This is a genomic window from Castellaniella sp. GW247-6E4 (assembly GCF_040276065.1).
Classification (GTDB): Bacteria; Pseudomonadota; Gammaproteobacteria; order Burkholderiales; family Burkholderiaceae_B; genus Castellaniella.
In genome coordinates, this window is record NZ_JBELOI010000001.1 from 637183 (window position 1) to 659597 (window position 22415).

The 22415-nt window shown below is 67.6% G+C and carries 24 protein-coding genes; 11 read left to right on the plus strand and 13 right to left on the minus strand.

The genetic code is table 11. The features are described 5' to 3' along the window. From ABS761_RS02980 to ABS761_RS03025, 10 genes are all read left to right on the plus strand, one after another. Nucleotides 1-687 carry a flagellar hook capping FlgD N-terminal domain-containing protein gene (locus tag ABS761_RS02980; protein ID WP_350406554.1) on the plus strand — a complete coding sequence of 229 codons (687 nt, stop codon included), beginning with the start codon at nucleotides 1-3 and terminating at the stop codon, nucleotides 685-687. A 71-nt stretch (nucleotides 688-758) separates the two neighbouring features. Then, complete coding sequence (locus tag ABS761_RS02985) at nucleotides 759-2471, plus strand: flagellar hook-basal body complex protein (protein ID WP_350406555.1); 1713 nt, start codon at nucleotides 759-761, stop codon at nucleotides 2469-2471. A gap of 13 nt (nucleotides 2472-2484) precedes the next feature. Next, complete coding sequence (gene flgF / locus ABS761_RS02990) at nucleotides 2485-3234, plus strand: flagellar basal-body rod protein FlgF (RefSeq protein WP_350406556.1); 750 nt, start codon at nucleotides 2485-2487, stop codon at nucleotides 3232-3234. Nucleotides 3235-3264: 30 nt separating this feature from the next. Further along, nucleotides 3265-4050, plus strand: coding sequence for a flagellar basal-body rod protein FlgG (gene flgG, locus ABS761_RS02995; protein ID WP_350406557.1), 786 nt, complete (start codon nucleotides 3265-3267; stop codon nucleotides 4048-4050). A gap of 5 nt (nucleotides 4051-4055) precedes the next feature. After that, nucleotides 4056-4754 carry a flagellar basal body L-ring protein FlgH gene (locus ABS761_RS03000; RefSeq protein ID WP_350406558.1) on the plus strand — a complete coding sequence of 233 codons (699 nt, stop codon included), beginning with the start codon at nucleotides 4056-4058 and terminating at the stop codon, nucleotides 4752-4754. 4 nt (nucleotides 4755-4758) lie between these two features. After that, nucleotides 4759-5904, plus strand: coding sequence for a flagellar basal body P-ring protein FlgI (locus tag ABS761_RS03005; RefSeq protein ID WP_350406559.1), 1146 nt, complete (start codon nucleotides 4759-4761; stop codon nucleotides 5902-5904). Nucleotides 5905-5912: 8 nt separating this feature from the next. After that, on the plus strand, nucleotides 5913-6884 hold the full coding sequence (gene flgJ, locus ABS761_RS03010; protein WP_350406560.1) for a flagellar assembly peptidoglycan hydrolase FlgJ: 972 nt from the start codon (nucleotides 5913-5915) through the stop codon (nucleotides 6882-6884). 158 nt (nucleotides 6885-7042) lie between these two features. Further along, nucleotides 7043-8725 (plus strand): flagellar hook-associated protein FlgK, encoded by a 1683-nt coding sequence (gene flgK, locus ABS761_RS03015; RefSeq protein WP_350406561.1) that lies wholly within the window; start codon nucleotides 7043-7045, stop codon nucleotides 8723-8725. Nucleotides 8726-8756: 31 nt separating this feature from the next. Beyond that, complete coding sequence (gene flgL, locus ABS761_RS03020; RefSeq protein WP_350406562.1) at nucleotides 8757-10037, plus strand: flagellar hook-associated protein FlgL; 1281 nt, start codon at nucleotides 8757-8759, stop codon at nucleotides 10035-10037. Between the two features lie 136 nt (nucleotides 10038-10173). Next, entirely contained in the window at nucleotides 10174-10782 is a 609-nt protein-coding gene (locus ABS761_RS03025; protein ID WP_350406563.1) for a hypothetical protein, read from the plus strand. 10 nt (nucleotides 10783-10792) lie between these two features. Here ABS761_RS03025 and fliR read toward each other — a convergent pair whose 3' ends face one another. From fliR to fliF, 13 genes are all read right to left on the minus strand, one after another. After that, nucleotides 10793-11578, minus strand: coding sequence for a flagellar biosynthetic protein FliR (gene fliR / locus ABS761_RS03030; protein WP_350406564.1), 786 nt, complete (start codon nucleotides 11576-11578; stop codon nucleotides 10793-10795). A gap of 31 nt (nucleotides 11579-11609) precedes the next feature. After that, complete coding sequence (gene fliQ / locus ABS761_RS03035) at nucleotides 11610-11879, minus strand: flagellar biosynthesis protein FliQ (RefSeq protein WP_350406565.1); 270 nt, start codon at nucleotides 11877-11879, stop codon at nucleotides 11610-11612. A gap of 10 nt (nucleotides 11880-11889) precedes the next feature. Continuing rightward, nucleotides 11890-12639, minus strand: a complete 750-nt coding sequence (gene fliP / locus ABS761_RS03040; protein ID WP_350406622.1) for a flagellar type III secretion system pore protein FliP — start codon at nucleotides 12637-12639, stop codon at nucleotides 11890-11892. 53 nt (nucleotides 12640-12692) lie between these two features. Next, nucleotides 12693-13016, minus strand: a complete 324-nt coding sequence (fliO, locus tag ABS761_RS03045) for a flagellar biosynthetic protein FliO (protein WP_350406566.1) — start codon at nucleotides 13014-13016, stop codon at nucleotides 12693-12695. Nucleotides 13017-13025: 9 nt separating this feature from the next. Continuing rightward, nucleotides 13026-13541: a flagellar motor switch protein FliN gene (gene fliN, locus ABS761_RS03050; RefSeq protein WP_350406567.1), complete on the minus strand. Its 516-nt coding sequence runs from the start codon at nucleotides 13539-13541 to the stop codon at nucleotides 13026-13028. Then, nucleotides 13538-14551, minus strand: coding sequence for a flagellar motor switch protein FliM (fliM, locus tag ABS761_RS03055; protein WP_350406568.1), 1014 nt, complete (start codon nucleotides 14549-14551; stop codon nucleotides 13538-13540). The genes fliN and fliM overlap by 4 nt, the downstream gene beginning before the upstream one ends. Further along, the gene (locus ABS761_RS03060) at nucleotides 14551-14991 is read right to left on the minus strand and encodes a flagellar basal body-associated FliL family protein (RefSeq protein WP_350406569.1); all 441 of its coding nucleotides are present in this window, start codon (nucleotides 14989-14991) and stop codon (nucleotides 14551-14553) included. The genes fliM and ABS761_RS03060 overlap by 1 nt, the downstream gene beginning before the upstream one ends. Before the next feature lie 111 nt (nucleotides 14992-15102). Then, nucleotides 15103-16398, minus strand: coding sequence for a flagellar hook-length control protein FliK (locus ABS761_RS03065; RefSeq protein WP_350406570.1), 1296 nt, complete (start codon nucleotides 16396-16398; stop codon nucleotides 15103-15105). Between the two features lie 14 nt (nucleotides 16399-16412). Continuing rightward, complete coding sequence (gene fliJ, locus ABS761_RS03070) at nucleotides 16413-16865, minus strand: flagellar export protein FliJ (RefSeq protein ID WP_350406571.1); 453 nt, start codon at nucleotides 16863-16865, stop codon at nucleotides 16413-16415. Then, a complete protein-coding gene (fliI, locus tag ABS761_RS03075; protein WP_350406572.1) occupies nucleotides 16855-18321 on the minus strand; it encodes a flagellar protein export ATPase FliI in 1467 nt (488 codons plus the stop codon). Before fliI ends, fliJ begins: the two co-directional genes overlap by 11 nt. Beyond that, entirely contained in the window at nucleotides 18318-19076 is a 759-nt protein-coding gene (locus ABS761_RS03080; RefSeq protein WP_350406573.1) for a flagellar assembly protein FliH, read from the minus strand. The genes fliI and ABS761_RS03080 overlap by 4 nt, the downstream gene beginning before the upstream one ends. Beyond that, on the minus strand, nucleotides 19069-20070 hold the full coding sequence (gene fliG / locus ABS761_RS03085) for a flagellar motor switch protein FliG (RefSeq protein ID WP_350406574.1): 1002 nt from the start codon (nucleotides 20068-20070) through the stop codon (nucleotides 19069-19071). Before fliG ends, ABS761_RS03080 begins: the two co-directional genes overlap by 8 nt. Next, nucleotides 20057-21736, minus strand: coding sequence for a flagellar basal-body MS-ring/collar protein FliF (gene fliF / locus ABS761_RS03090; protein ID WP_350406575.1), 1680 nt, complete (start codon nucleotides 21734-21736; stop codon nucleotides 20057-20059). Before fliF ends, fliG begins: the two co-directional genes overlap by 14 nt. Before the next feature lie 322 nt (nucleotides 21737-22058). Here fliF and fliE point away from each other — a divergent pair, with 322 nt between their 5' ends. Further along, entirely contained in the window at nucleotides 22059-22394 is a 336-nt protein-coding gene (fliE, locus tag ABS761_RS03095; RefSeq protein ID WP_350406623.1) for a flagellar hook-basal body complex protein FliE, read from the plus strand. Nucleotides 22395-22415: the final 21 nt, after the last annotated feature.

Sequence of the window (22415 nt, forward strand, 5' to 3'; positions counted from 1 at the left end):
ATGACGACTGTCGCCGGCACCAGCGCCTCGAATACCGCCGCGCTGGCCAATGCCCAGACCAAGAGCCTCATGGGCGACACGCAGGACCGGTTCCTGACGCTGCTGGTGACGCAGTTGCAGAACCAGGATCCCCTCAACCCCATGGACAATGCCCAGGTCACCTCGCAGATCGCGCAACTGTCCACGGTCAACGGCATCCAGCAGTTGAACAATACCCTGTTGGCGGTCTCGGGCCAGATGGACATGTCCCAGTCCCTGCAGGCCGCCGCCCTGATCGGCAAGCAGGTCCTGGTGCCTGGCCAGAAGGTGTCCCTGGGCAGCGATCCCGGCGACCCCTCGATCAAGGCCGCCACGCCGTTCGGCATCGACCTCATCTCGGGCTCGTCCAAAACCACCGTGTCCATCGTGGACGCCAGCGGCGCCCTGATACGCAAGCTCGATCTCGGCGCCTTGGACGCCGGCGTCTATCCCCTCACGTGGGATGGCAAGGACAGTGCCGGCGCCCCGGTGGCCGACGGCGCCTACAGTGTCCAGGTGGCGGCCGCGGACGCCGACGGCCAGCCTGTGACCGCGCAGGCGCTGACCTCGGGCACGGTCGGCAGCGTCGCCTACACCTCCGAGGGCCTGCGGCTGGATCTCGGCCTGGCGGGCAAGATTTCCCTGCTGGATATCCGGCAGATCATGTAATCCGTATCGGTGGCGGCCATCCGGCCCGCCGCCGTCATCGCTCAACGAATCACGCACTGACGAGGTAGAACATGGGTTTCGGACAAGGTCTCAGCGGCTTGAACGCCGCGGCGCAAAATCTGGACGTCATCGGCAACAACATCGCGAACTCGGCCACCGCGGGCTTCAAGGCCGGCAGCGCGTCGTTTGCCGACGTGTTCGCCAACTCGCGCGTCGGTCTGGGTGTGCAGCTCGCATCGGTCAACCAGCGCTTCACCACCGGGACGGTGACCTCCACCGGCAATCAGTTCGACATGGCGATCGACGGCGCGCGAGGTTTCTTTGTCGTGCAAAACCCCAACGGTGAACAGTTCTACACCCGCAACGGCGAGTTTTTCGCCGACAAGGAAAACCGCATCGTCAACGTCCAGGGGCAGCAGCTCATGGGCTATGCGGCAGGCACCTCCAACCTGATCGGCATGACCGTGCCGGTGGGCAACCTCGCGCCTGAGGCCACCGGCAGCATCGCCAACAAGGTCAACCTCGACGCCAACGATGCCGTGGTGCCCAATGCGTCCAATCCCGAAACCGTCGGTAGGATCGATCTGACCCGCGACGGGATGACGACGGCCTATCACTATCGCATCACCGGCGGCGTCTATTCCTGGGTCGACAGCACGGGCACGACGGCGGGCCCGATTCCCCCCGCAGGGACATACATGACCGACACCAGCGTGGCGGCCACCCCCGTCACGTTCACGGGCGGTGTGCCCGACGTGCCGCTGCCGGTGACGGGCGGCAACGTGGCAGGCGGCGTGGTGCCTGCCGGTGCGGTGGGTACGGTGTACCTGAACGGCGTCGCCCATTATTATCGGGATGATGGTGCCGGCGGCTACGTGTGGTACCAGGACGCGGCCGGCACGACCGTCGCCAATACCGGCGATCCCGGGTATCCGGCGAATGGCCAGTATCAGTCGGGTGCCGAGGCGAGCGCGAGCGTGTCGTTCTCGTCGCCGGGCACCCCCGTTAGCACGCTGCCGGCGGGTACCGACAACGTGGCCTACGTCGCCCCGGTGACGGCGGTTGCCTTCGATCCCAATAACACCGATTCGTTCTCGAACTCCACGCCGATCACGGTGTATGACTCGCTGGGCAATGAGCATCGCCTGACCCAGTACTACACCAAGCGCCCCGCCGCCGGCGGCAACAGCGTCTGGGAGGTCAACTTCCTCATCGACGGCCAGGCACCCACCAGCGGCGGCTCGACGATCCTGACTTTCGATTCGGCCGGCCGTCTGATCAGCGTGCCGTCCAGCAGCACGGTGACGCTTGCCACGCCGGGGGGCGCGGCCTCGCCGGCCGGTCCGCTGAGCATCAACGTCGATTTCGCCGGCTCGACGCAGTTCGGCGGCAGCCATACCCAGAATTTCATCGCCGATGGCTCATTCACCGGTGAATACGCCAGCACCTCGGTCAGCGAGAATGGCGAGGTCGTGGCCAACTACACCAATGGCAAAAAGCTGGTGATCGGCACGCTGGCGCTGGCCGACTTCTACAACCTGCAAGGTTTGCGGTCGGTGGGCGGGGTCGCCTGGGCCGAGACCGCCACCTCCGGCCAGCCCATCATGGGGCGCCCGGGCAGCAACGGCCTGGCCACCATCAAAGGGCAGGCCATCGAGGAATCCAATGTGGATCTCAGCCAGGAACTGGTCAATATGATCATCGCCCAGCGCACCTACCAGGCCAACGCGCAGACGATCAAGACACAAGATCAGATCCAGCAGACGCTGATCACCATGCGCTAGGCGGTCGCGGACCATGGATCGCATCCTCTACACCGCGGCCAACGGCGCAGCCCGCATCCTCGAGCAACAATCGGTCATTTCCAACAATATGGCCAATGTCTCGACGACAGGGTTTCGCGAGCAGCTCGCGATCTACCGTTCGGTCCCGGTGGTGCCGCAGGCCGGCGAGCTGCCCACGCGCGTCGCCACCGTGGCCTCGACGCCCGGCAGTCATTTCCGCCAGGGCACCCTGGCCGAGACCGGCCACGCGCTGGATGCGGCCATCGCCGGCGAGGGCTGGTTCGCGGTGCGCACGCCCCAGGGCGAGGCCTATACCCGGGCCGGCGAGTTCGCCGTCAATGCGCAAAACCAGCTCGTCACCCAGTCCGGCCTGCCGGTGCTGTCGGTCGATGGGCAGGCCATCGAGGTGCCCGAGCGCGGCAGCATCACCTTCGCCACCGATGGGCAGATCAGCGCCCTGGGCGCGGGCGACAACCCGCGCGACATCCAGTTGATCGCTCAATTGAAGCTCGTCAATCCGCCCGCGGACCAGTTGCAGCGGGGCGGGGACGGCCTGTTTCGCCTGGCTCAAGGGCAGGCGGCCCCAGCCGATCCCGGGGTGAAGATCACCCCCGGCTTCGTCGAACAGAGCAATGTCAATCCGGCCCTCGCCATGGTGGCCATGATCGCCAACGCACGCCAGTTCGAGATGCAGATGAAGGTTATCCAGAGCGCCAACACCGACGAAGAACGCGGCAATTCAATACTCTCGGCGGCGGGCTGATCCCGCTGCCCTTCGACAGGCAAGACCATCATGATTCGTTCACTGTGGATCGCCAAGACCGGTCTGGAAACCCAGCAGACCAGCATGGACGTGATTTCCAACAATCTGGCCAACGTCAACACCACGGGCTTCAAGCGCAGCCGCGCCGTGTTCGAGGACCTGATGTACCAGACTCTGCGCCAGCCCGGCGCCCAGGTCGGGGCGGCCAATCAGTTGCCCTCCGGCCTGCAGATCGGCACGGGTGCGCGCACCGTGGCCACCGAGCGCATCCATACGCAGGGCAATCTCCAGGAAACCGGCAACAGCCTGGATGTCGCCATCCAGGGCAGCGGCTTCCTGCAGGTCGAGCTGCCCGACGGGACGTTCGCCTATACCCGCGATGGCAGCCTGCAGGTCGATCAGAACGGCATGCTGGTGACCGCCGGGGGCTATCCCGTGCAGCCCGGCATCAACATCCCGGACAATGCCTTGACGGTCTCCATCGCGCGCGACGGCACGGTGTCGGTCACCCAGCCGGGTGCGACCGGTACGAACGTGCAGGTGGGCCAATTGCAATTGGCCACCTTCATCAACAACACCGGCCTGCAAAGCCAGGGCGAAAATCTTTACCTCGAGACCGACGCCTCGGGCCCGGCGAACCTGCTGCAGCCCGGCCTGGACGGGGCCGGCGTGCTGTTGCAGAACTTCGTCGAGACGTCGAACGTGAACGTGGCCGAGGAACTGGTCAAGATGATCACCACCCAGCGCGCCTTCGAAATGAACAGCAAGGCGGTGCAGACGTCCGACCAGATGCTGGCGCGCCTGACGCAGTTGTAAGCGGGATGCCGATGAAGGGATTGCGTCGTGGGGTGGGGGCGTGGGTGGCCGTGTGGGCCCTCGCCCTGTCCGGTTGTGCGCTGGTGCCGCCCGAGCCCGTTGTCACCGGCCCGCTCACGGCGCCGCCCCCGCCGCCCATCCCGCCCGCGGCCCAGGCCAACGGCTCGATCTATCAGCCCACGGCCTATGGCAACTATCCCCTGTTCGAGGATCGGCGGCCGCGCAACGTGGGTGATATTGTCACCGTGATGATCCAGGAAAAGACCAATGCCGCCAAGAGCGTGGATACCAGCACCAATCGCAAAGGCAGCGCCTCCATGGATATTGCCCTGGCCCCCGCGATCCTGCCCACCGACCTCGGCCCCAAGCAGAATTTCGAGGTGGGCAGCGGCAACCAGTCCCAGGGCAAGGGCTCCAGCAGCGCCACCAATGTATTTTCCGGGACCTTGACCACCACCGTCATCGGCGTGCTGCCCAACGGCAACCTGCAAATCGCCGGCGAAAAACAGATTGCCATCAACCGCGGCAGCGAGTACGTGCGTTTTTCGGGTGTCGTCGATCCGCGCTCGATCACCGGCAGCAATACCGTGTCTTCCACCCAAGTGGCCGATGCGCGCATCGAATATCGCAGCAAGGGCGTGATGGACGAGGTCCAGACCATGGGCTGGTTGCAGCGCTTCTTCCTCAACATTGCCCCGTTCTGACGCCATGGCCGAGTTCACGACCTTTCTCGACGCTTCGGCACGCCGCATCGCGCGCGGTTTCGCCACCCTGTGCCTGGGCGCGCTGCTGGCTTCGGGCGCCGCGTGGGCTGACCGCGTCAAGGATCTGGCGTCCTTTCAGGGCGTGCGCGAAAACCAGCTCATCGGCTACGGCTTGGTGGTCGGCCTGGACGGCAGCGGCGACCAGGTGCGCCAGACGCCTTTCACCCAGCAGAGTCTGACCAATATGCTCTCGCAGCTCGGGGTGACCGTGCCTCAAGGCACCAATATGCAGGTCAAGAACGTCGCCGCGGTCATCGTCACGACGCGCATGCCTGCGTTCACCCAGCCGGGCCAGACTCTGGATGTCGTGGTGTCCTCCATGGGCAATGCCAAGAGCCTGCGCGGCGGCACCCTGCTCATGACACCGCTCAAGGGGGCCAACGGTCAGGTCTACGCCCTGGCGCAGGGCAACCTGCTGGTGGGCGGGGCGGGCGTCTCGCAAGGCGGCGCCAGCGTGCAGGTCAATCAACTCAATGGCGGCATCATCCCCGACGGCGCCATCGTCGAGCGCGGCGTGCCCACCACCTACGCTCAAGACGGCAGGGTCCGCCTCGAGCTCAATTCCAGCGATTTCGGCATCGCCCAAAGCGTGGTCGCCGCCTTGAACCGCAAGTTCGGGGGCCAGACGGCCCAGGCCTTGAACGCGCGCACCATCGAGCTGATCGCTCCCGTCGATCCGCAGCGTCAGACTGCGTTCCTGTCCCAGGTGGAAAATCTGCAGGTGGCCTTGCCGCCGGCACGCGCGCGCGTGGTCATCAATGCGCGCACGGGCTCGGTCGTCATGAATCGCACGGTGACCATCGAGGAGGCCGCTATCGCCTATGGCAACCTGTCGATCGTGATCAGTCCGCAGCAGCAGGTCAGCCAGCCGACCACGCCGTTTGGCGGCGGCGAGACCGTGGTCACCGAGAACACGCAGATCGAGATGCGCAGTGAGGCGGGGACGGTTCAGCGTGTCACCACCAGCGCCAATCTGGCCGATGTGGTGCGCGCGCTTAACGCCCTGGGTGCGACACCGCAGGACCTGCTGTCCATCTTGCAGAATCTCAAGAGCGCCGGCGCCCTGCGCGCCGACCTCGAGGTCATTTGAGGGCGGCCATGGGATTCGTCACTCATACCCCGCGCCCCGGCGACGCCGCCCAGCCCTCGGCCCTGGACTTCAGCGGCTTGAACCGCCTTCGGCGGGGAGTGGCCGCAGGCGCCGAGGCACCGGCCGGACAGCAGGAGGCCGTGGCTCGCCAATTCGAGGCCATGTTCATCCAGATGCTGCTCAAGCAGGCGCGCCAGACCTCTGAAATGACCCCCGGCCTGCTGGATTCCCCCGGCGTGCGCATGGCGCAAAGCCTGGGCGACGAGCAGGCCGCCCTGGGCATGGCCGATCCCGGCCTGGGCCTGGCGCAGGCGCTGCTGACGCAGATGCGCGGAGGGGCCGAGGCCGGCCGGCTGGAGCCCTCGTCCCGCGCGCCCGAGGCCGCGGCCTCGCGCCTGCCGGGCCTGCGTTCGCGCATCGGCGAGGGCCGTCGCGAGGTGGCCGATTCCATTACGGCCCTGATCGACTTGCTCAGCCGCGGCCACGTCGGGGAAAAAGTGTCCGGCGCCATCCGCGGCGCTCCGGGCCACATCCGCGAATTCGTCGACAAGATGGCCGCCGCGGCCGATTACGCCGCCGCCCAGAGCGGGGTGCCCGCGAAACTCATCCTCAGCCAGGCCGCCCTGGAGTCCGGATGGGGCCAGCGCGAAATTGCGCGCCCCGATGGCTCCAGCAGCCACAACCTGTTCGGCATCAAGGCGACGGGTGGCTGGAAGGGCGACGTGGTGTACGCGACGACCACCGAATATGAGGACGGTGTGGCCCGCAAGGTCAGCGAACCCTTCCGGGCCTATGGCTCCTATGCCGAATCCTTTGCCGATTATGCCCGGCTGATCGGGGGCAGCGCGCGCTACAGCGAGGTGCTGAGCGCGCCCTCGGCCGAGGAGGCGGCGCGGCGGGTCCAGGCGGCGGGCTACGCCACCGACCCCTCGTATGCCGACAAGCTGATCTCGATCATGGGGTATTTCAACGCGCGCTAGCGTCGCGTCTCATTGGGGCGCGGCCCGGGTTCGGCGCGGCGGGCGAGGGGGTAGGGATGCGGCGGTCTAAACACCGGGCCGCGCCGGCCGTTAATCGGCCCAAGGGGTCGATAGACCATGCGTGCGTCCGTGCGGCGCGCGCTACACGTGGGATTGCTATGAATCTGGCGAATTTAGGAAAGGCAGGCATTCTGGTGGCGCAAAGCCGTCTCCAGACCGCTGGCCACAACATCAACAACAGCGCGACCGAGGGCTACAACCGCCAACGCGTCATGGTCCAGTCCGCGGGCGCCGGGCAGACGGCGGCCGGCTGGGTGGGTCGGGGCGTGCAGGCCGTCAGCGTGCAGCGCGCCTATGACAGCTTCCTGTATTCCCAACTCGCCGAGTCCCGCACCAGGGGTGCGGCACTCGCCACTTATGGCGATCAGATCAGCCAGGTCAATAATCTGCTGGCCGATCGCACCGTCGGCATCACGCCGGCCATCCAGGCCTTCTTCGACGGCGTGCAGGCGGTGGCGACTGCGCCGGCCGACAGCGCGGCGCGCCAGGAGCTGCTCGGGCGGGCCAACAGCCTGGTCACCCAGATCAAGAACGCCAACGCCTTCCTGGACGAGCAGCGCTCGAATATCAACACCCAGGTCCGCACCACAGTGACTCAGGTCAACAGCATCCTGGACCGCATCCAGGACCTGAACCGCCAGATCTCGACCGCCAAGGCCGTCGCGCCCGGCCAGCCGCCCAACGACCTGTTCGACCAGCGCGACCAACTCGTGGCCGAGCTGAGCCAAATCGTCGATGTCCAGATTTTCGAGCAGGACGATCGGGTCAACATCACGGTGGCCAACGGCCAGGTCCTGTTGGGCGGCGATTCGGTGTTTCATCTGGATGTGCGGCCGTCCGCCTCCGATCCTTCGCGCCTTGCCGTCAACTATTCCATTCCGAACGGCGTGGGCGGCAGCACTGCCGTCGAACTGAGCGATAGCCTGATCACAGGCGGCACGCTCGGTGGGCTGCTGAGCTTCCGGCGCGAGGCCCTCGACACCGTCCAGAACGACCTTGGCCGGCTGGCGGTGGGCCTGGCGATGGCCGTCAACGAGATTCACGGACGGGGCTACGATCTGACGGGGGCGCAGGGCGGCGATTTCTTCGCGCTCGCCGCTCCCAAGGTGATCCGCGGCGAGGGCAATGCCGTGGACATGGATCCCGCCGTCCGCTTCGTGAATCCCGACCAATTGACGGCGCAGGACTATCGGGTGTCGTATGACGGCGCGAGCTACGTCGTGACCCGGGTGTCGGACGGCGCCGTGCTTGCGGTGGGGAACGGGATTTTGTCCTTTGACGGCCTTGAGGTGGATGTCTCGGGTATGGCGGGGGCTGCGCCCGGCGACGGTTGGCTGATCCAGCCCACGCGGGATGCGGCCGCCAGCCTGGCGGTCGCGCTCGATGACCCGGCGCGGATCGCGGCGGCCGGCGGGGTGGATCACGACGGCGTGCCCGCGACGCCGAACGTGGGCGCCGGCTCGGCCAATGGCGATATCGCCCTCGAATGGGCGGCGTTGCAGACCCGCAAGGTCCTGGGCAACGGGGCCATGAGCCTGAACGAGGCCTATGCCCAGATCGTGAACAAGGTCGGCGTGCTGACCCAGCAGAATTCCACGGCGCAAAAGGCGCAGGAGACGCTGATCCAGCAGAATTACTCCGCCCAGCAGGCGCTCTCGGGCGTGAACCTGAACGAGGAATACATGAACCTGAACCAATACCAGGAACAATTCCGCGCGGCCTCGCGCTTGATCGACGTCAGCTCGACGCTGTTCGACACGCTCCTGAGCCTGCGCAGCTAGGCGCCGGCAACACGACTCGAGGATTAAGGGCATGCGCATCAGCACCAACCTATTATTCAACACCGGCCTCAAGACCATCGGCACCCAGCAGGCCGACTTGATGCACTTGTACCAGCAGATCGGCTCGGGACAGCGCATGGTGACGCCGGCCGATGATCCGCTGGCGGCCACGCAGTCGATCAACATCGCCCAGTCGCAATCCCTGAACCAGCGTTTCGCGGAAAACCGCGCCGTGGCCTTGCGCAACCTGGGCACCGAGGAGGACGCGCTGGGCTCGCTGACCCTGTTGCTGCAGGACGTGCGTACGCGCGTCGTCGAGGCGGGCGGCGGCGCCTTGTCCGATGCCGACCGCGGCACTCTGGCGACGGCCTTGCGCGGCGCGCGCGACGCCATGCTCGCCATCGCCAACACCACCGACGGCAATGGGCAATATGTGTTCTCGGGATCCCAGGGGCTGACGCGGGCCTATGCCGAGGACGGCACCTATCTGGGCGACACCCTGCAGCGGCAGATCCAGGCCGACCAGACCCGACGGATCGCGGGGGGCGACGTCGGCAGCGATGTATTCGAACGTGCCCAGCCCGGCACGCTGGCCTATTCCACCCGGCAATTGGCCGCGGGCGGCGATGGCACTGCGATACTCGGCGCGCCCACGGTCGTCGACCATACGCTGGGCAATGCCGATTCGCGCCTGGAATTCAAGATCACCTTCACCAGCGCGACGACCTACGACATCGTGGTGACCGACCATTCGCCTGCGACGGGGCCGGTGACGGAAACGTTCACAGACCAACCCTTCACGCCCGGCGCCACCGTGCTTGACCTGCCTCGCGGCGATGGCAATAGCCCGGCGGCGCCGACATCCAGCGGCACCCAGGTCCAGATCTCGGGCGTACCCGCGGCGGGTGACGTTTTTACCGTCACCCCCATGCGGCACGACCAGGCCTTCAATCTCTTCGACACCCTGGACAAGCTGGTCGCCGCCCTCGAAGCCCCTACGGCGGGCGATGCCAGCGTCCAGGCCGGCCTGGGCAATATGCTCAACACCGCCATGCAGCAATTGTCCTCGGGCTACGACAACGTCCTCACGGTACGCTCCTCGATCGGCGCGCGCATGAACGAGCTGGAGGCCATGAACGATGTCGGCGAGCAGCGTAAGCTGGGCTACGCCAAGGATTTGCAGCGCCTCGAGGACTTGGACTATTACGACGCCACGATGAAGCTCAATCTGCGCAAGATGGCGCTCGAGGGGGCGTCGCTCGCGTTCCAGACTATCCAGGGACTGAGCCTGTTCAATATCGGGGGCAAGTGATCCGGCCGACAGGCGGTTCCCCGTGGCGGCTCCACGTCATTCGATCGCTGCCGGGACCCTGCGTCATCAGTGGGCGAGCCTATTCTGCCCAACGGCGCGCGCGGCGCGTCGAGCCGATCATCGTTTGCGAGAAAGCATGGCAAGAATTCTGAGAACAGCCCTTCCATCGCATTCCATGGGCCACCGCGCCCGCCGCGCGGCCTTGGTGCTGCTGGCGCCGCTGCTGTTGGCCGCCTGCACCTTTACCGGACAGACGTTCAACGTCGGCGGGCTCGAGCGCATCGTGATCGGGCGCACCACGCTGGCGCAGGCCGCCGATGCCTTGGGGGCGTTGCCCGATCAGACCTGGCAGCAGGGCGACACGGTGTTGGCGCGCTGGGGCTACAAGGGCAGCGCGGCCACGGACGCCGTGTATTTTCGCCAGGAGGCCTGGCTGCGCTTCGGGCCGGACGGCACCTTTCAGCGCATGGAAAATACCGTCAACATCCCCAGCACTTTCCGGCCGCGGACACAGGCTCAGGCCGATCAGGAGGCAGCCGAGGCCGCGACGCGGCAGCGGGCGGCGGCGCCCGCCGCGAATGGGCAGGCCGCCGATCCGGCGAGCGCGGATTCCGTCGCTGCCGGGCTCGGCGCGTCTGAGGGTCGGGCTGTGCCGCAAGCCGTCGACGCGCCGCAGCCGCTGCTGCCCGAGGGCACACGCTATACGCCCGGCGTGAGCTATCCCATCGGCCGTTCGGGGGCCTGAGTCCGGGGGCCTACAGGCCGGCGAGGCCGCGCGCGATCCGTGCCATGGCCTGGTAGCCATCCTCGAACAACCGTGACAGGAACCCCGAGGTTTGCGGCAGGACCACCGCCAGCACCACGAGGCCGGTCGTCAGCGTGATGGGAAAGCCCACCGCGAACACCGATAGTTGCTGCGCCGTGCGGTTGAGAATGCCCAGCGCGAGGTTGATGGTCAGCAGCACGATGATCAGCGGCAGGGCGAGCAGCATGCCCGATATCCAGAGCTGCCCGCTCCATTCCAGCAGCGCGCCCCAGCCATTGGGATGGAGCGCGGCGCCCACGGGCAGAATCTCGAAGGTGCGCACCAAGCCATCGAGCATCAGCAGATGGCCGTCGAAGGCGAGGAACACCAACATGGCCAGCAGGTTGAGCAGGCGCGAAAGGACCGCGGTATTGGCGCCCGTGGCGGGATCGAAGAACGAGGCGAAGGCCAGGCCCATCTGCAGGCCCACGAATTCGCCCGCCATCATGGTGGCGGTGAAAATCAGCCGCATGCACAGGCCCAGTGCGACGCCGATCAGGACTTGCTGGGCGGCGATCAGCAGGCCCTGGAAGGATCCGGCGGGAATCTCGGGTATGGGGCCCAGCAGCGGCGCGGCCACCAGGGTGCAGAGGATCGACAATCCGATCTTGAGCCGGACCGGAATCGAGGATTCGCCAAAGATCGGCGCCATCGCCACCAGGCCCGCGATCCGGAACAGCGGCCACAGAAAACCGTTGATCCAGGCGTAGAGCTGGTCGGCGGTGAACTGGATCATGGCCTGCCGGCGTCGTTCGCGGGGGCCGGCGTCAGCCGGCCAGGCCCGGGATCGAGTCGAGCAACGTGCGAATATAGTCGACCATCGTGCTGATCAGCCACGGGCCCAGCAGCACAAGGGTGGCGCCCACCGCCAGCAGCTTGGGGATGAACGACAGCGTCATCTCGTTGATCTGCGTCGCGGCCTGGAAGATGCTGATCACCAGACCGACCAGCAGGGTCACGAGCAGCAGCGGCCCAGCCATGGACAGGGCCACCCGTAGCGCCTGGTAGGTCATGGACATCACGGTTTCCGGCGTCATGGGTGGCCTCTTATTGATAGAAGCTGCGGGCGAGCGAGCCCAGCAGCAGGTGCCAGCCATCGGCCAGCACGAACAACATGAGCTTGAAAGGCAGCGAGATCGTGACCGGGGGAACCATCATCATCCCCAACGCCATCAGGAGGCTGGCGACCACCAGATCGATGATCAGGAAGGGGATAAAGATCGTGAAGCCGATCTGGAATGCGGTCTTGAGTTCACTGGTGACAAAGGCGGGGACCAGCACGCGCATGGGCACCGCCTGCGCGGACTCGAGCGAGCCCGCGTCGGCCATCTCGGCGAACATGGCCAGGTCGGCCTCGCGAGTCTGGCGCAGCATGAAGGCGCGCAGCGGCCCGGCGCCACGGTCGATCGCCTGTTCGAACGTGATCTCGTCGTGGCTCAGGGGCTGGTAGGCCTGGTCGTAGATCTGATCGAACACCGGCGACATGGTGAAAAAGGTCAGGAATAGCGCCAACCCCACCAACACCGAGTTGGGCGGGGACACGCCGGTGCCCAGCGCGTTGCGCAGCAGCCCGAGCACGATGATGATGCGGGTGAAGCCCGTCATCATCAGCAGGGCGGCCGGCAGGAATGACAGCATGGTCAGCATGACCAGCGTCTGGATGCTCAGCGACCAGGTCTGGGTGCCGTCGGCGCCGGGGGTGATGGTGAGGGCGGGCAGGGTGGCTTGTGCAAAGGCCGCGCCCGGCCAGAGGACGGCCAGCAGGGTGCCGGTCAGCAGCCACGGCCACCAGGGCATCGGCAGGGGTCGCCCCGCCGCGAAGCGCCGCGATGAACCCGCCGGGATGACCATCAATGCCTCGAGATCGCCTGGCCGAGCGTGTCGGAGAACGCCCGGGCCGGGCCGGCCGCGGCGTCCGCGCCGGCGGGTGGCAGAGTGTGCAGGAGGGTGATCTGCTGGGCGGTGACGCCTAGGACCAGGCGGGCGTCCTCGACCTCGACGATGGCCAGCGAGGCGCGCGCGCCCAGACGCTGCGTGGCCGAGACTTTGAGGCCGCCGCGGCCGGCGACCGTGCGCAGCCAGCCCCCGCGCCGTGCCGCCCAGGCGAGCGCGAGCAATAGTCCGACGATCAGCAGCAGGCTGACCGTGACGCGCAGGAGATCGGGCTGGTTCATGCGTCCGGCCTAACGGCGGTTGTTGAGCCGCGCGATGCGGTCCGACGGGGTGATGATGTCAGTGATGCGGATCCCGTACTTGTCCTCGACGGCCACGACTTCGCCCTGGGCGATCAGATAGCCATTGACGTAGATGTCCATGGGCTCGCCGGCCAGTCCATCGAGCTCGACCACCGAGCCTTGGCCCAGTTGCAGGATGTTCTTGATTGTCAGGCGCGTGCGGCCCAGCTCGACCGAGAGCTGAACCGGGATGTCCATGATCATGTCGATGTCGCTGTCGGCGCCCGCGCCCTGGTTTGTCAGGGGCTGGAACACCTGGGCGGCCGCCGGACGGGGCGCAGAGGCCGCGGTCTGCTCGGCCAGAGCCGCGGCCCAGTCGTCGTCGTGCGACAGGCCGGCAGCCTGGGTGGGCTGGTCGTGGGCGGATTGCTGCTCGGCCAAGGCCGCGGCCCAGTCGTCGTCGGTGGTGCTTTGAGAGGCGGGCAGGATCGGGTCCTGCGTGTCCTTATCGCTGGGTTCGGTCATTGTCTTGTGTCTGATGGCGGGAATTGTTCGGGAAGGGGCGCCAGGACCTTGTTCACCCGCAAGGCGTAGCGGTCGTTGAAGGTGCCGTAGCCGCATTCCAGCACCGGCACCCCGCCGGCGCTGGCGGTGATCCTGGGCGAGACGTCGATCGGCAGCACGTCGCCGACGCGTAGCCGCAGCAACTCGCCGATGGAGGTCTCGAGCCGGGCGAATTCGGCCGTCAACTGGACCTCGGCGCTGCGCACCTCGCGCGAGAGCTGCTGCGTCCAGCGCCGGTCGATCGAGTCCGAGGCGGCTTGCTGCAGCGGACGGGTGAGCAGGTCGCGCACGGGCTCGATCATCGAGTACGGCAGGCAGATATTGAGTTTGCCGCCGGCGCTACCCAGCTCGATGTTGAATGACGAGACCACCACGATGTCGTTGCCGCTGCTGATGCTGGCGAACTTGGTGTGCATTTCAGAGCGGATGTACTCGAACTCGATCGGATAGACGTTGCTCCAGGCCTGGCCATAGCACTCGAGGGTCAGGCCGAGCAGGCGCTGGATGATGCGCTGTTCGGTGACGGTGAAGTCGCGCCCCTCGACGCGGGTGCTGTAGCGTCCATGGCCGCCGAACAGGCTGTCGATCACCAGAAACACCAGGTTGGGATCAAAAGTGAACAGCGAGGCGCCGCGCAGGGGCTTCATGGCCACCATGTTCAGGTTGCTGGGGACCGGCAGATTGCGCTCGAATTCGGAGTATTTCTGGATGCGGATCGCATTGACGGTGATGTCCGCGTTGCGCCGCATGAAGCTGAAGAACATCGCGCGCAGCCGGCGCGCGAAACGCTCGTTGATCAATTCCAGCGTCTGCATCCGGTGGCGCACGATGCGGTCCGGCGAGGTCAGGTCGTAGGCTCGCACCCCGCCCTGCTCGTCGGCAGGCGATTCGGTGGATGCCGATTCCTCGCCGGTGACTCCGGCGAGTAGGGCATCGACTTCGTCCTGTGATAGCAGGCTTTGGTATGGCATTACTGCACCACGAAGGCGGTGAACAGGACATCGTCGATCCGCGGCCCCGCCGGTTGTGGCGTGAACGGCCGCGTGAGGGCGGCCCGCAGCGCGTCGGCCAGGACCTGCTGGCCTTCGGGCGATTGGACGCGCGCGATGTCCTGGCTGGACAGCACCTTGAGGGCGCGGTCACGCACCTCGGGCATGTAGTCCTCGATGATCTTGCGCGAGGCCTGGTCGGCCAGGCGCAGTGTGACGCCCGCATACAGGATGCGGTTGCGTGATTCGCCGTACAGCGTGACGGTGAAGGGCGCGAGCTCGGCGAAGATCGGTGCCGGCGGCGGCTCGGTCGTCACGGCGCCGGCCGCGGCCGATGACTCGCCGCCCTGCCTGGATATGAACAGCATCGTGGCGCCGATGGTGGCACCCACGACGATGACCAGCATGAGAACGAGTTTCAAGAGCCTGAGCATGATTCCGGGCGAGCGAGTGAATAATGGGCGGGAGCGCGCGCTGGATACCGAACGGCAGGAAAAGCATGGCCGTCCCGCATGGATGTGGAGGGACGGGTATTAGGCAAAGGTATCCACCAGAGCGTCTGGCACGCGGCCGGCGCGGCGCTGGGTGGCGGCCTCCGGTGGCGCGGGCGTGGCCGGCAGCGGGGACGCGCCGCCCAGCGTGAAAGTCATGGCGCCCGGCTCGCCACGACCCTGCGCGTCGGCCTGGGCGAAGGCCTGCTGGCCGGGCTGCTGGTCGCTCACGTCTGCCTGGCCCAGCGACAGGCCGGCCTGGGCCAGTTGTTGCTGGAGCTGGGGCAGCGCGTTTTCCAGGGCGTGGCGCACGGGTGCATGCGGCGAGACGAACAGAGCCTGCGCCACTGAGTCGCTGAGGTGCAGCACGATGCGCACCGGCCCCAGATCGGGCGGGTTGAGGCGCAGCTCGGCCGTTTGCGCGCCGCCGCGGCCGTCATGGACCAGCGTGAGGATCTGGCGGCTGAAGTCCATGGGCCAGGCCGGGTCGCCCAGGGGCGTCGCCACCGCGGGCGAGGCGGGCGCGATGGCGCCCGCATTGGCCGCCTGCGCGCCGGAAAGGGCCGCCAGGGGCGGATTCGCCGCGAACGGCATCGTGGGCTCGAGTCCTCCGCCCGGCGCGTGGGCGGAGGGTTCCTGGAGGATGCGGGCGGCGGACGCGGCCGTTGCCGGCGTCGTGCCGACAAGGCCCTCGGTGGCCACGGTCGCGGAAGGGGCGCCGCCGCGCACCGTGGCTTGCGGGCTGCTGGCCGCGGCGGGATCGGGCGCTTGCGCACCGTCGCGCCGCGCCGGGACGGGGCTGGTCGCCGCGTCGGCGATGATTGCGCGCGCGTCGCGGGTGGCGCCCGCGGGGCCCGTCGGTTGCGCGCGCGCGGCGGCACGCACCGCGGTTTCATCGGGAGCGTCCGCGGCGGCGGCCATCGGATCGGTGATGGTCGCGTGCGTGTCGACACGCTCGCCGGCCGGCCACGCGCGCACGGCTTGCGTTGCCGCGCCGACGGACGACGCGACCAGGGGGCCGGAATCCTTGTCCGGGCCAGGCGTGCCCTCGCCTGGCGTCGTCGCCGTGGCCATCAGCGGCAGGCCGGCGCCCGCTGCCAGCAAGGCGAGGGTTTCCTCGGGCGTCGGGGGATGCTGGTCCCCTCGGCCAGACGGGGCCGCGTCCCGGCGGGAGGGGGCGCCGGCGGCCCGCGCCGCACGGTCGGCACCGTGGAGCGCCTCGCGGCGGTGCGAGAGAGTGTCGGAGAATGGGGCGAGACCGGCGGCATCCGCCCCGCGCCCGGCGGGGCCGGGGGACGGGGTGCCGGATGGGGCGGCAGGGATCAGGGGCACGTTCATCGCTGGTTTCCGAATCAATGGGGACGCCGCGCGCGTCGGTGCAGGCCGGCCGACAGTTCGTCGCTGATGCGCTGCTCGAGGCGTTGCTCGCGGGACTGGGCCTGGCGGTCCTGGCGGGCCTTGAGGGCCTCGTAGGAACTGAGCCGACGCTTTTCGGCGGTCCATTGCTGGCGCCCGGCATCGAGACGGGTGTCGATCTGGGCGATGATCTTATTTTGCTGGCTAATGGCCTCGTCCAAAGTGGCGATAAACCGCCTAAAGTTGTGGTAATTCGAGGCCGATACCCCGTCGTGGGTGCTGGCTTGCAGGCGTTTGGCATAATCGCCGCGATAGCCGTCCAGCGTATCGAGCTGTCCCTGGGCCTGGCGGCGCTGGGTGCTGAGCTCGGCGAGCAGCCGGCCCGCGTCCTCGACTTTGTTGCGGGACAGCTCGATCAGCATCGCCAGCGGCGCGCGCTCATTGGCCATGGCCCGCCTCCTGGTCCATGACGCTTGCCAGTGCTCCGGCGGCGCCGGCGTAATCGACGCGGGCCTCGATGCCTTGCTGCAGGTATCCCTCGAGCCAGGGATAGCGCTCGATCGCCCGATCGATTTCCGGATCATTGCCGGGGGTGTACGCGCCGACGGCGATCAGGTCGTGGTTGCGCTGATAGCGCGACAGCATGCGCTTGAACTGATGGACCAGGCGGAATTGCTCGGGCGGCACGATGGCCGACATGACGCGCGAGATCGAGGCTTCGATGTCGATGGCGGGATAGTGGCCCGCCTCTGCCAGGCTGCGCGACAGCACGATGTGGCCGTCCAGGATGGCGCGCGCCGAATCGGCGATCGGATCCTGCTGGTCGTCGCCCTCGGTCAGTACCGTGTAGAACGCGGTGATCGAGCCCGCGGCGTGCGCGGCCGAGGGCGCGCCATTGCCCGCGCGCTCGACCAGGGCCGGCAGTTTCGCGAACACCGAGGGCGGGTAGCCCTTGGTGGCCGGGGGCTCGCCGATCGCCAGGGCGATCTCGCGTTGTGCCATGGCGTAGCGCGTCAGGGAGTCCATGATCAACAGCACGTGCCGGCCCTGGTCGCGAAAATATTCCGCCAGGCGCGTCGCGTAGACCGCGCCCTGCATGCGCAGCAGCGGCGAGACGTCGGCGGGTGCGGCCACCACCACGGACCGCGCCAGGCCGTCGGCGCCCAGGTTGTGTTCGATGAATTCCTTGACCTCGCGGCCACGTTCGCCGATCAGGCCCACCACGATCACGTCGGCCTGTGTATAGCGCGCCATCATCCCCAACAGCACGCTCTTGCCCACGCCCGACCCGGCGAACAGGCCCATGCGCTGGCCGCGGCCGACGGTCAACAGGCCGTTGATCGCGCGCACGCCCACATCCAGGACCGTATCGACCGGTGCCCGCGTCAGGGGGTTGATGAGCCGCGCCGTCAGCGGCGCCATGTCCAGGCCCGGGGGCAGGGGGTGGCCATCCAGCGGTCGGCCGGCGCCGTCCAGCACCCGTCCCAGGAGGGCGCTGCCGACCGGCAGCCGGCGGGACTGATCGGTCGGCGCCACCGGGGCATCCTGCCAGGCGTGCGTGGGTAGCGCCGGCGGGTCGAGCAGCAGGGTTTCGGCCGGCACCACCCGGGCGCCGGGCGGCAGGCCGGTGATGTCGCTTTGCGGCATGAGATAAAGCGTTTGTGCATGAAAGCCCACGACCTCGGCGTCGGCCCATTGGTCGCCGCCCGGCGAGATCTGGATCCGGCAGGCGGCCCCGACGGCCAGTTGCAGTCCGGTAGCCTCGAGCACCAGGCCGGTGGCGCGCGTGATCCGTCCGTTGGCGCGCCAGGGCTGCCGTGCGCCGACCCGCCGCTCGCCCGCTTGCAGCAGGGCGCGCCAGCGGGCGCCGGCGGTTTGCAGCAGGAGGCCGGGGGATTCGCTCATGGCTCGCCCGGCGGTTGCCCCAGCGCCGCGATCACGCGCCGCCAGCGCGTCTCGAGGGTGGCGTCGATCGCGCCCTGGGCGGTCTCGAGGATGCAGCCGCCGCGCGTGATGCGCTCGTCGGCGATCAGGCGTGGGGGGGTGGCCTGCGGATCCTGGTCGAAGTATCCCCGCAGCAGGCTCACATCCTCGGGATGCAAGCGCAATTGCACGGCCGCGTCCTGCGCGGATCGCGCCTGCAGGACCTCGCCGACGAGATCCAGGATCCGGTTGGGGTGGTCGCGCAGGCTGGCGCGCAGGACCTGTTCGGCGATGCGCACGGACAGTGACACCAGGGCCTGGCCCACCTCGCCCTCGAGCGTGTCCAGCGAGCGGGCGCAGGATTCAGTCAGCGAGAGGAGCCGGCGCGCCTGCTCGCGTGCCGCCTCGGCGCCCTCGTCGTGCCCGGTGCGCAGGCCCAGCGCCCGGCCGTCGCGCTCGCCGGTCTCGAGCCCCTCGCGGCGGCCTTCCTCCAGCCCGCGCGCCAGTCCTTCAGCGTGTCCCTCGCGGCGCCCTTGTTCGAATCCCGCCTCGTAACCCTTGGATAGGCCCCGCTCGCGGGCTTGCGCCAGGGCCTCGGCGCGCTGGCGCAGCCAGTCGCCCGTGGCGCCGTCGGCCTCGGATGCCTTGGCGGCGCGCGGCTTGAGGGTCTCGAGCGAGTCCATCTCCCAGCGTTGCCAGGCCGCCCGGGCGGCCAGATCAGGCCTGGATTTAGACATACTCGTCATTGCCCGTGGTCAGGTTGATCTGACCGGATTCGGCCAGCTTGCGGGCCACCATGAGGATGGCCTTTTGTTCGGTCTCGACCCGCGACATGCGCACGGGACCCTGGGCCTCGAGGTCGTCGCGCAGAATCTCGGCCGCGCGGTTGGACATGTTTTTGAAGAACTTGGCCCGCAGCTCGTCGGTTGCGCCCTTGAGGGCGATCGTGAGTGCGGCGGTGTCGATTTCCTTGAGGATGACCTGGATGGCGACATCCTCGACGTCGGCCAGGTTGTCGAAGACGAACATCTCGTCGACGATACGCTGGGCCAGGTCCGGGTCGATCTCGCGCAGGTTGCCGACGACGGCCTCTTCCTCGGCGGAGGACATGAAGTTGAGGATCTCGGCAGCGGTGCGCACCCCGCCCATCTTGGAGCGCTTGGCCCCCTGGCCCGAGAGCACCGAGTTCAAGACGTCGGTGAGTTCGTGCAGGGCCGAGGGCTGGACGCCGCCAAAGGTGGCGATGCGCATCATCACATCGTGGCGCAGGCGCTCGGGCAGCAGGTTGAGGACGGCCGAAGCGCGGTCGCGCTCGAGGTGCACCAGGATGGTGGCGATGATCTGGGGATGCTCGTCCATGATCAGCTCGGCCACGTTCGTCGGCTCGAGCCAGTTCAGGGCGTCGATGCCCGAGCCCGCGCCTTCGCCGGCCTCGAGAATGTCCTCGATCAGGCCGGCGGCCCGGTCCGTGCCCAGCGCCTTGGTCAGCACTGAACGGATGTACTCGTCCGAGCCCAGGGTGACGGCCATGAACTGGTCGGCCTCGCGCCGGAATTCCTCGAGGATGCCATCGACATCCGCGCGCGTGACCTGCCTGAGATTGGCCATCGCCGCGCCGATCTGCTGCACCTCGCGCGCGGACAGGTACCTGAAAACCTCGGCGGCGGCATCCTCGCCGATCGACATCATGAGGACCGCACAGCGGGTCATGTCGTTATCAGGGTTTTTCATTCTTGCTCATCCAGGAACGCAACACCATGGCGACGGCGCGCGGGTCCTTTTGTGCCATGGTGCGCGCAGTGTCGAGGTTGTCCTCATAGCGGCTGATCTCGGAGGCGCGCTGCTCGGCCATGCGTTGGTGGTCGCGGACCGCCTGCTGACGGGCGTCCTGCTTGGCGCGCTCGACCTGCGCGTTGGCAAACCCATGGATGATGGGCTTGAGTACCGAGCGCCACAGAAAGAACGCCAGCGCCAGGTAGAGCAGGACCTTGAGCAACTGCATGGCGTATCCTTGGTAGGCGGGGTTCTCCCAGACCGGGGTCTGCACCTTGGTTTCGGTGAAGGCGCTGTTGACCACGCTCAGTGTGTCGCCGCGTTCAGCCGAGAAGCCCATCGCCTGTCGCACCAGCGCATCAATGTTTTCCATGTCGGCGGACTCGAGCGGCGCGGGCTCGCCATCCTTTTCCCGATAGTTGACCACCACCGCCACCGACAGGCGCTGCAAGATGCCGAGCTCGTGCTTGATGTGACTGATGGTGCGGTCCACCTCGTAGTTGATCGTTGCATCGCTGCGCGAGGACACGCGCTCGGCGCCGGCTTGTGCGCCGACGGCTGTCCCGGCCGTCGGCGCCGGGGGCGGATTGCCCGCCTGCGCAGCGCCCGGGGCGGGGTTTTGCGTCTGGCCCGGGTTCGCGGGCGCGGACTGAATCGGGGCGGTCGCATTGGGCGGAGGCTCGTTGGAGAGCGCACCGGGCACACCGTGGGGCGGTTGCGCGCCGTTTTGCAGGGAGGCGCTGGTTTGTTTGCTGCGCACGGCAGCCTCGCCCGGGGTCTCGTTCGGGCGGTAGACCTCTGAGGTCTGCTCGCGCTGCGAGAAATCGACGGTGGCGCTGACCTGGGCGCGCACATTGCCGGCGCCCACGATGGGGTTGAGCAGTGTGAGGATGCGCTGCACGGTGCGTTGTTCGATGTCGGCGACCAGGTTGCGCCGCGTGCCGTCCGCGCCGGCCTCGCCGCTCAGGGCCGAGAGCAGGTGGCCGTCCTGGTCGACGATCGAGACGGCGTCGGCATTCAGCTTGGGGACGCTCGAGGACACCAGCCAGGCGATGGCCGAGACCTGGGACTCGCTCAGGGAACGGCCCGGGTACAGGGTCAACAGCACCGAAGCGGTGGGTGCCTCGCGGTCGCGCACGAATAGCGATTGGCGCGGGATGGCCAGGTGCACCCGGGCCGCCTTGACGGGTTGCATGCCTTCGATCGAGCGGGCGAGTTCGCCCTCGAGGGCGCGTTGGTAGGTTACCTGCTCGGTGAACTGGCTCGCGCCGAAGCGCGGCTGGTCGAGCAGCTCGAAGCCTACGCTGCCGCCGCGTGGCAGGCCCTGTTCGGCCAGTTGCAGGCGCAAGGCATAGACCTGGTCGGCGGGCACCAGGATGGTGGTGCCGTTGTCGGCGAACTTGTAGGGGATGTTACGCTGGTTCAGCACCGAGACGATTGCCCCGCCGTCGCGGCCCTCGAGGTTGGTGAACAGGCTGCGGTAATCGGCCTCGCGCAGCCAGAGCGCCATGACGACGGCCACGGCGATCAGGCTCGCGCCCAAACCCAGCAGGACGGGTCGCGGAAGGACGGCCAGGCGCGCCAGGGCGGGGTAGCGGTTCATCCAGTCCGTCATGGGGCTCATGCCTGGCGCGGGCGCGAAGACGCCTGGAAATCCAGGGGCTTGGACTCGAGGTACTGAATGGTGTGCATACGGGGTGCAGCAAGAATTGGCGGACGATGGCGGCCATTATCGCCGTGAACGCGAGGGGGCCAAGCGCCGAAAAACCTGTGTTTTGGGGCTTAGTTGTAGTGTTACCCCCGGCACATTCGCCCCCGCTTCGCCAAAGCGGGGAACTGCGGCCCGAACCTCTCGTTATTGTGCGCCTTGCGCGCGTGCGGGCTGCCATATAGTGTCCGCATGGCGGTTGTCGAGGCGGCAATCGCGGATGACGGAACCCCCCATGATGACATCCCAGGCCCTCGCCAACGTTGAAAACATGCTCGCCCAGATGCGCGCAGTGACGCGTGCGGCCCAGGGCCTGCCGGCCCAGTCCGGCCCGGCCGAGGTCTCGAGCCAGGGCGGGTTCGCGGCCGAACTCGCGCGCTCGCTCGAGCGGGTGTCCCAGGCCCAGAACGCCGCCAATACCCAGGCGCGCGCTTTTCAGGCGGGCGAACCCGACGTCGCCCTGAACGACGTCATGATCGACCTGCAAAAGGCCAGCCTCGCGTTCCAGGCGACCGTGCAGGTGCGCAACCGCCTGGTCGATGCCTACAAGGAAATCGCCAATATGGCGATCTGATAACGCAAACGATTCGAGGTC

Bases quoted from the DNA above. Each gene is read 5' to 3' on its own strand.
- ABS761_RS02980 (WP_350406554.1), top strand. From the start codon at position 1: ATGACGACTGTCGCCGGCACCAGCGCCTCGAATACCGCCGCGCTGGCC.
- ABS761_RS02985 (WP_350406555.1), top strand. From the start codon at position 759: ATGGGTTTCGGACAAGGTCTCAGCGGCTTGAACGCCGCGGCGCAAAAT.
- flgF (WP_350406556.1), top strand. From the start codon at position 2,485: ATGGATCGCATCCTCTACACCGCGGCCAACGGCGCAGCCCGCATCCTC.
- flgG (WP_350406557.1), top strand. From the start codon at position 3,265: ATGATTCGTTCACTGTGGATCGCCAAGACCGGTCTGGAAACCCAGCAG.
- ABS761_RS03000 (WP_350406558.1), top strand. From the start codon at position 4,056: ATGCCGATGAAGGGATTGCGTCGTGGGGTGGGGGCGTGGGTGGCCGTG.
- ABS761_RS03005 (WP_350406559.1), top strand. From the start codon at position 4,759: ATGGCCGAGTTCACGACCTTTCTCGACGCTTCGGCACGCCGCATCGCG.
- flgJ (WP_350406560.1), top strand. From the start codon at position 5,913: ATGGGATTCGTCACTCATACCCCGCGCCCCGGCGACGCCGCCCAGCCC.
- flgK (WP_350406561.1), top strand. From the start codon at position 7,043: ATGAATCTGGCGAATTTAGGAAAGGCAGGCATTCTGGTGGCGCAAAGC.
- flgL (WP_350406562.1), top strand. From the start codon at position 8,757: ATGCGCATCAGCACCAACCTATTATTCAACACCGGCCTCAAGACCATC.
- ABS761_RS03025 (WP_350406563.1), top strand. From the start codon at position 10,174: ATGGCAAGAATTCTGAGAACAGCCCTTCCATCGCATTCCATGGGCCAC.
- fliR (WP_350406564.1), bottom strand. From the start codon at position 11,578: ATGATCCAGTTCACCGCCGACCAGCTCTACGCCTGGATCAACGGTTTT.
- fliQ (WP_350406565.1), bottom strand. From the start codon at position 11,879: ATGACGCCGGAAACCGTGATGTCCATGACCTACCAGGCGCTACGGGTG.
- fliP (WP_350406622.1), bottom strand. From the start codon at position 12,639: ATGCCCTGGTGGCCGTGGCTGCTGACCGGCACCCTGCTGGCCGTCCTC.
- fliO (WP_350406566.1), bottom strand. From the start codon at position 13,016: ATGAACCAGCCCGATCTCCTGCGCGTCACGGTCAGCCTGCTGCTGATC.
- fliN (WP_350406567.1), bottom strand. From the start codon at position 13,541: ATGACCGAACCCAGCGATAAGGACACGCAGGACCCGATCCTGCCCGCC.
- fliM (WP_350406568.1), bottom strand. From the start codon at position 14,551: ATGCCATACCAAAGCCTGCTATCACAGGACGAAGTCGATGCCCTACTC.
- ABS761_RS03065 (WP_350406570.1), bottom strand. From the start codon at position 16,398: ATGAACGTGCCCCTGATCCCTGCCGCCCCATCCGGCACCCCGTCCCCC.
- fliJ (WP_350406571.1), bottom strand. From the start codon at position 16,865: ATGGCCAATGAGCGCGCGCCGCTGGCGATGCTGATCGAGCTGTCCCGC.
- fliI (WP_350406572.1), bottom strand. From the start codon at position 18,321: ATGAGCGAATCCCCCGGCCTCCTGCTGCAAACCGCCGGCGCCCGCTGG.
- ABS761_RS03080 (WP_350406573.1), bottom strand. From the start codon at position 19,076: ATGTCTAAATCCAGGCCTGATCTGGCCGCCCGGGCGGCCTGGCAACGC.
- fliG (WP_350406574.1), bottom strand. From the start codon at position 20,070: ATGAAAAACCCTGATAACGACATGACCCGCTGTGCGGTCCTCATGATG.
- fliF (WP_350406575.1), bottom strand. From the start codon at position 21,736: ATGAGCCCCATGACGGACTGGATGAACCGCTACCCCGCCCTGGCGCGC.
- fliE (WP_350406623.1), top strand. From the start codon at position 22,059: ATGACATCCCAGGCCCTCGCCAACGTTGAAAACATGCTCGCCCAGATG.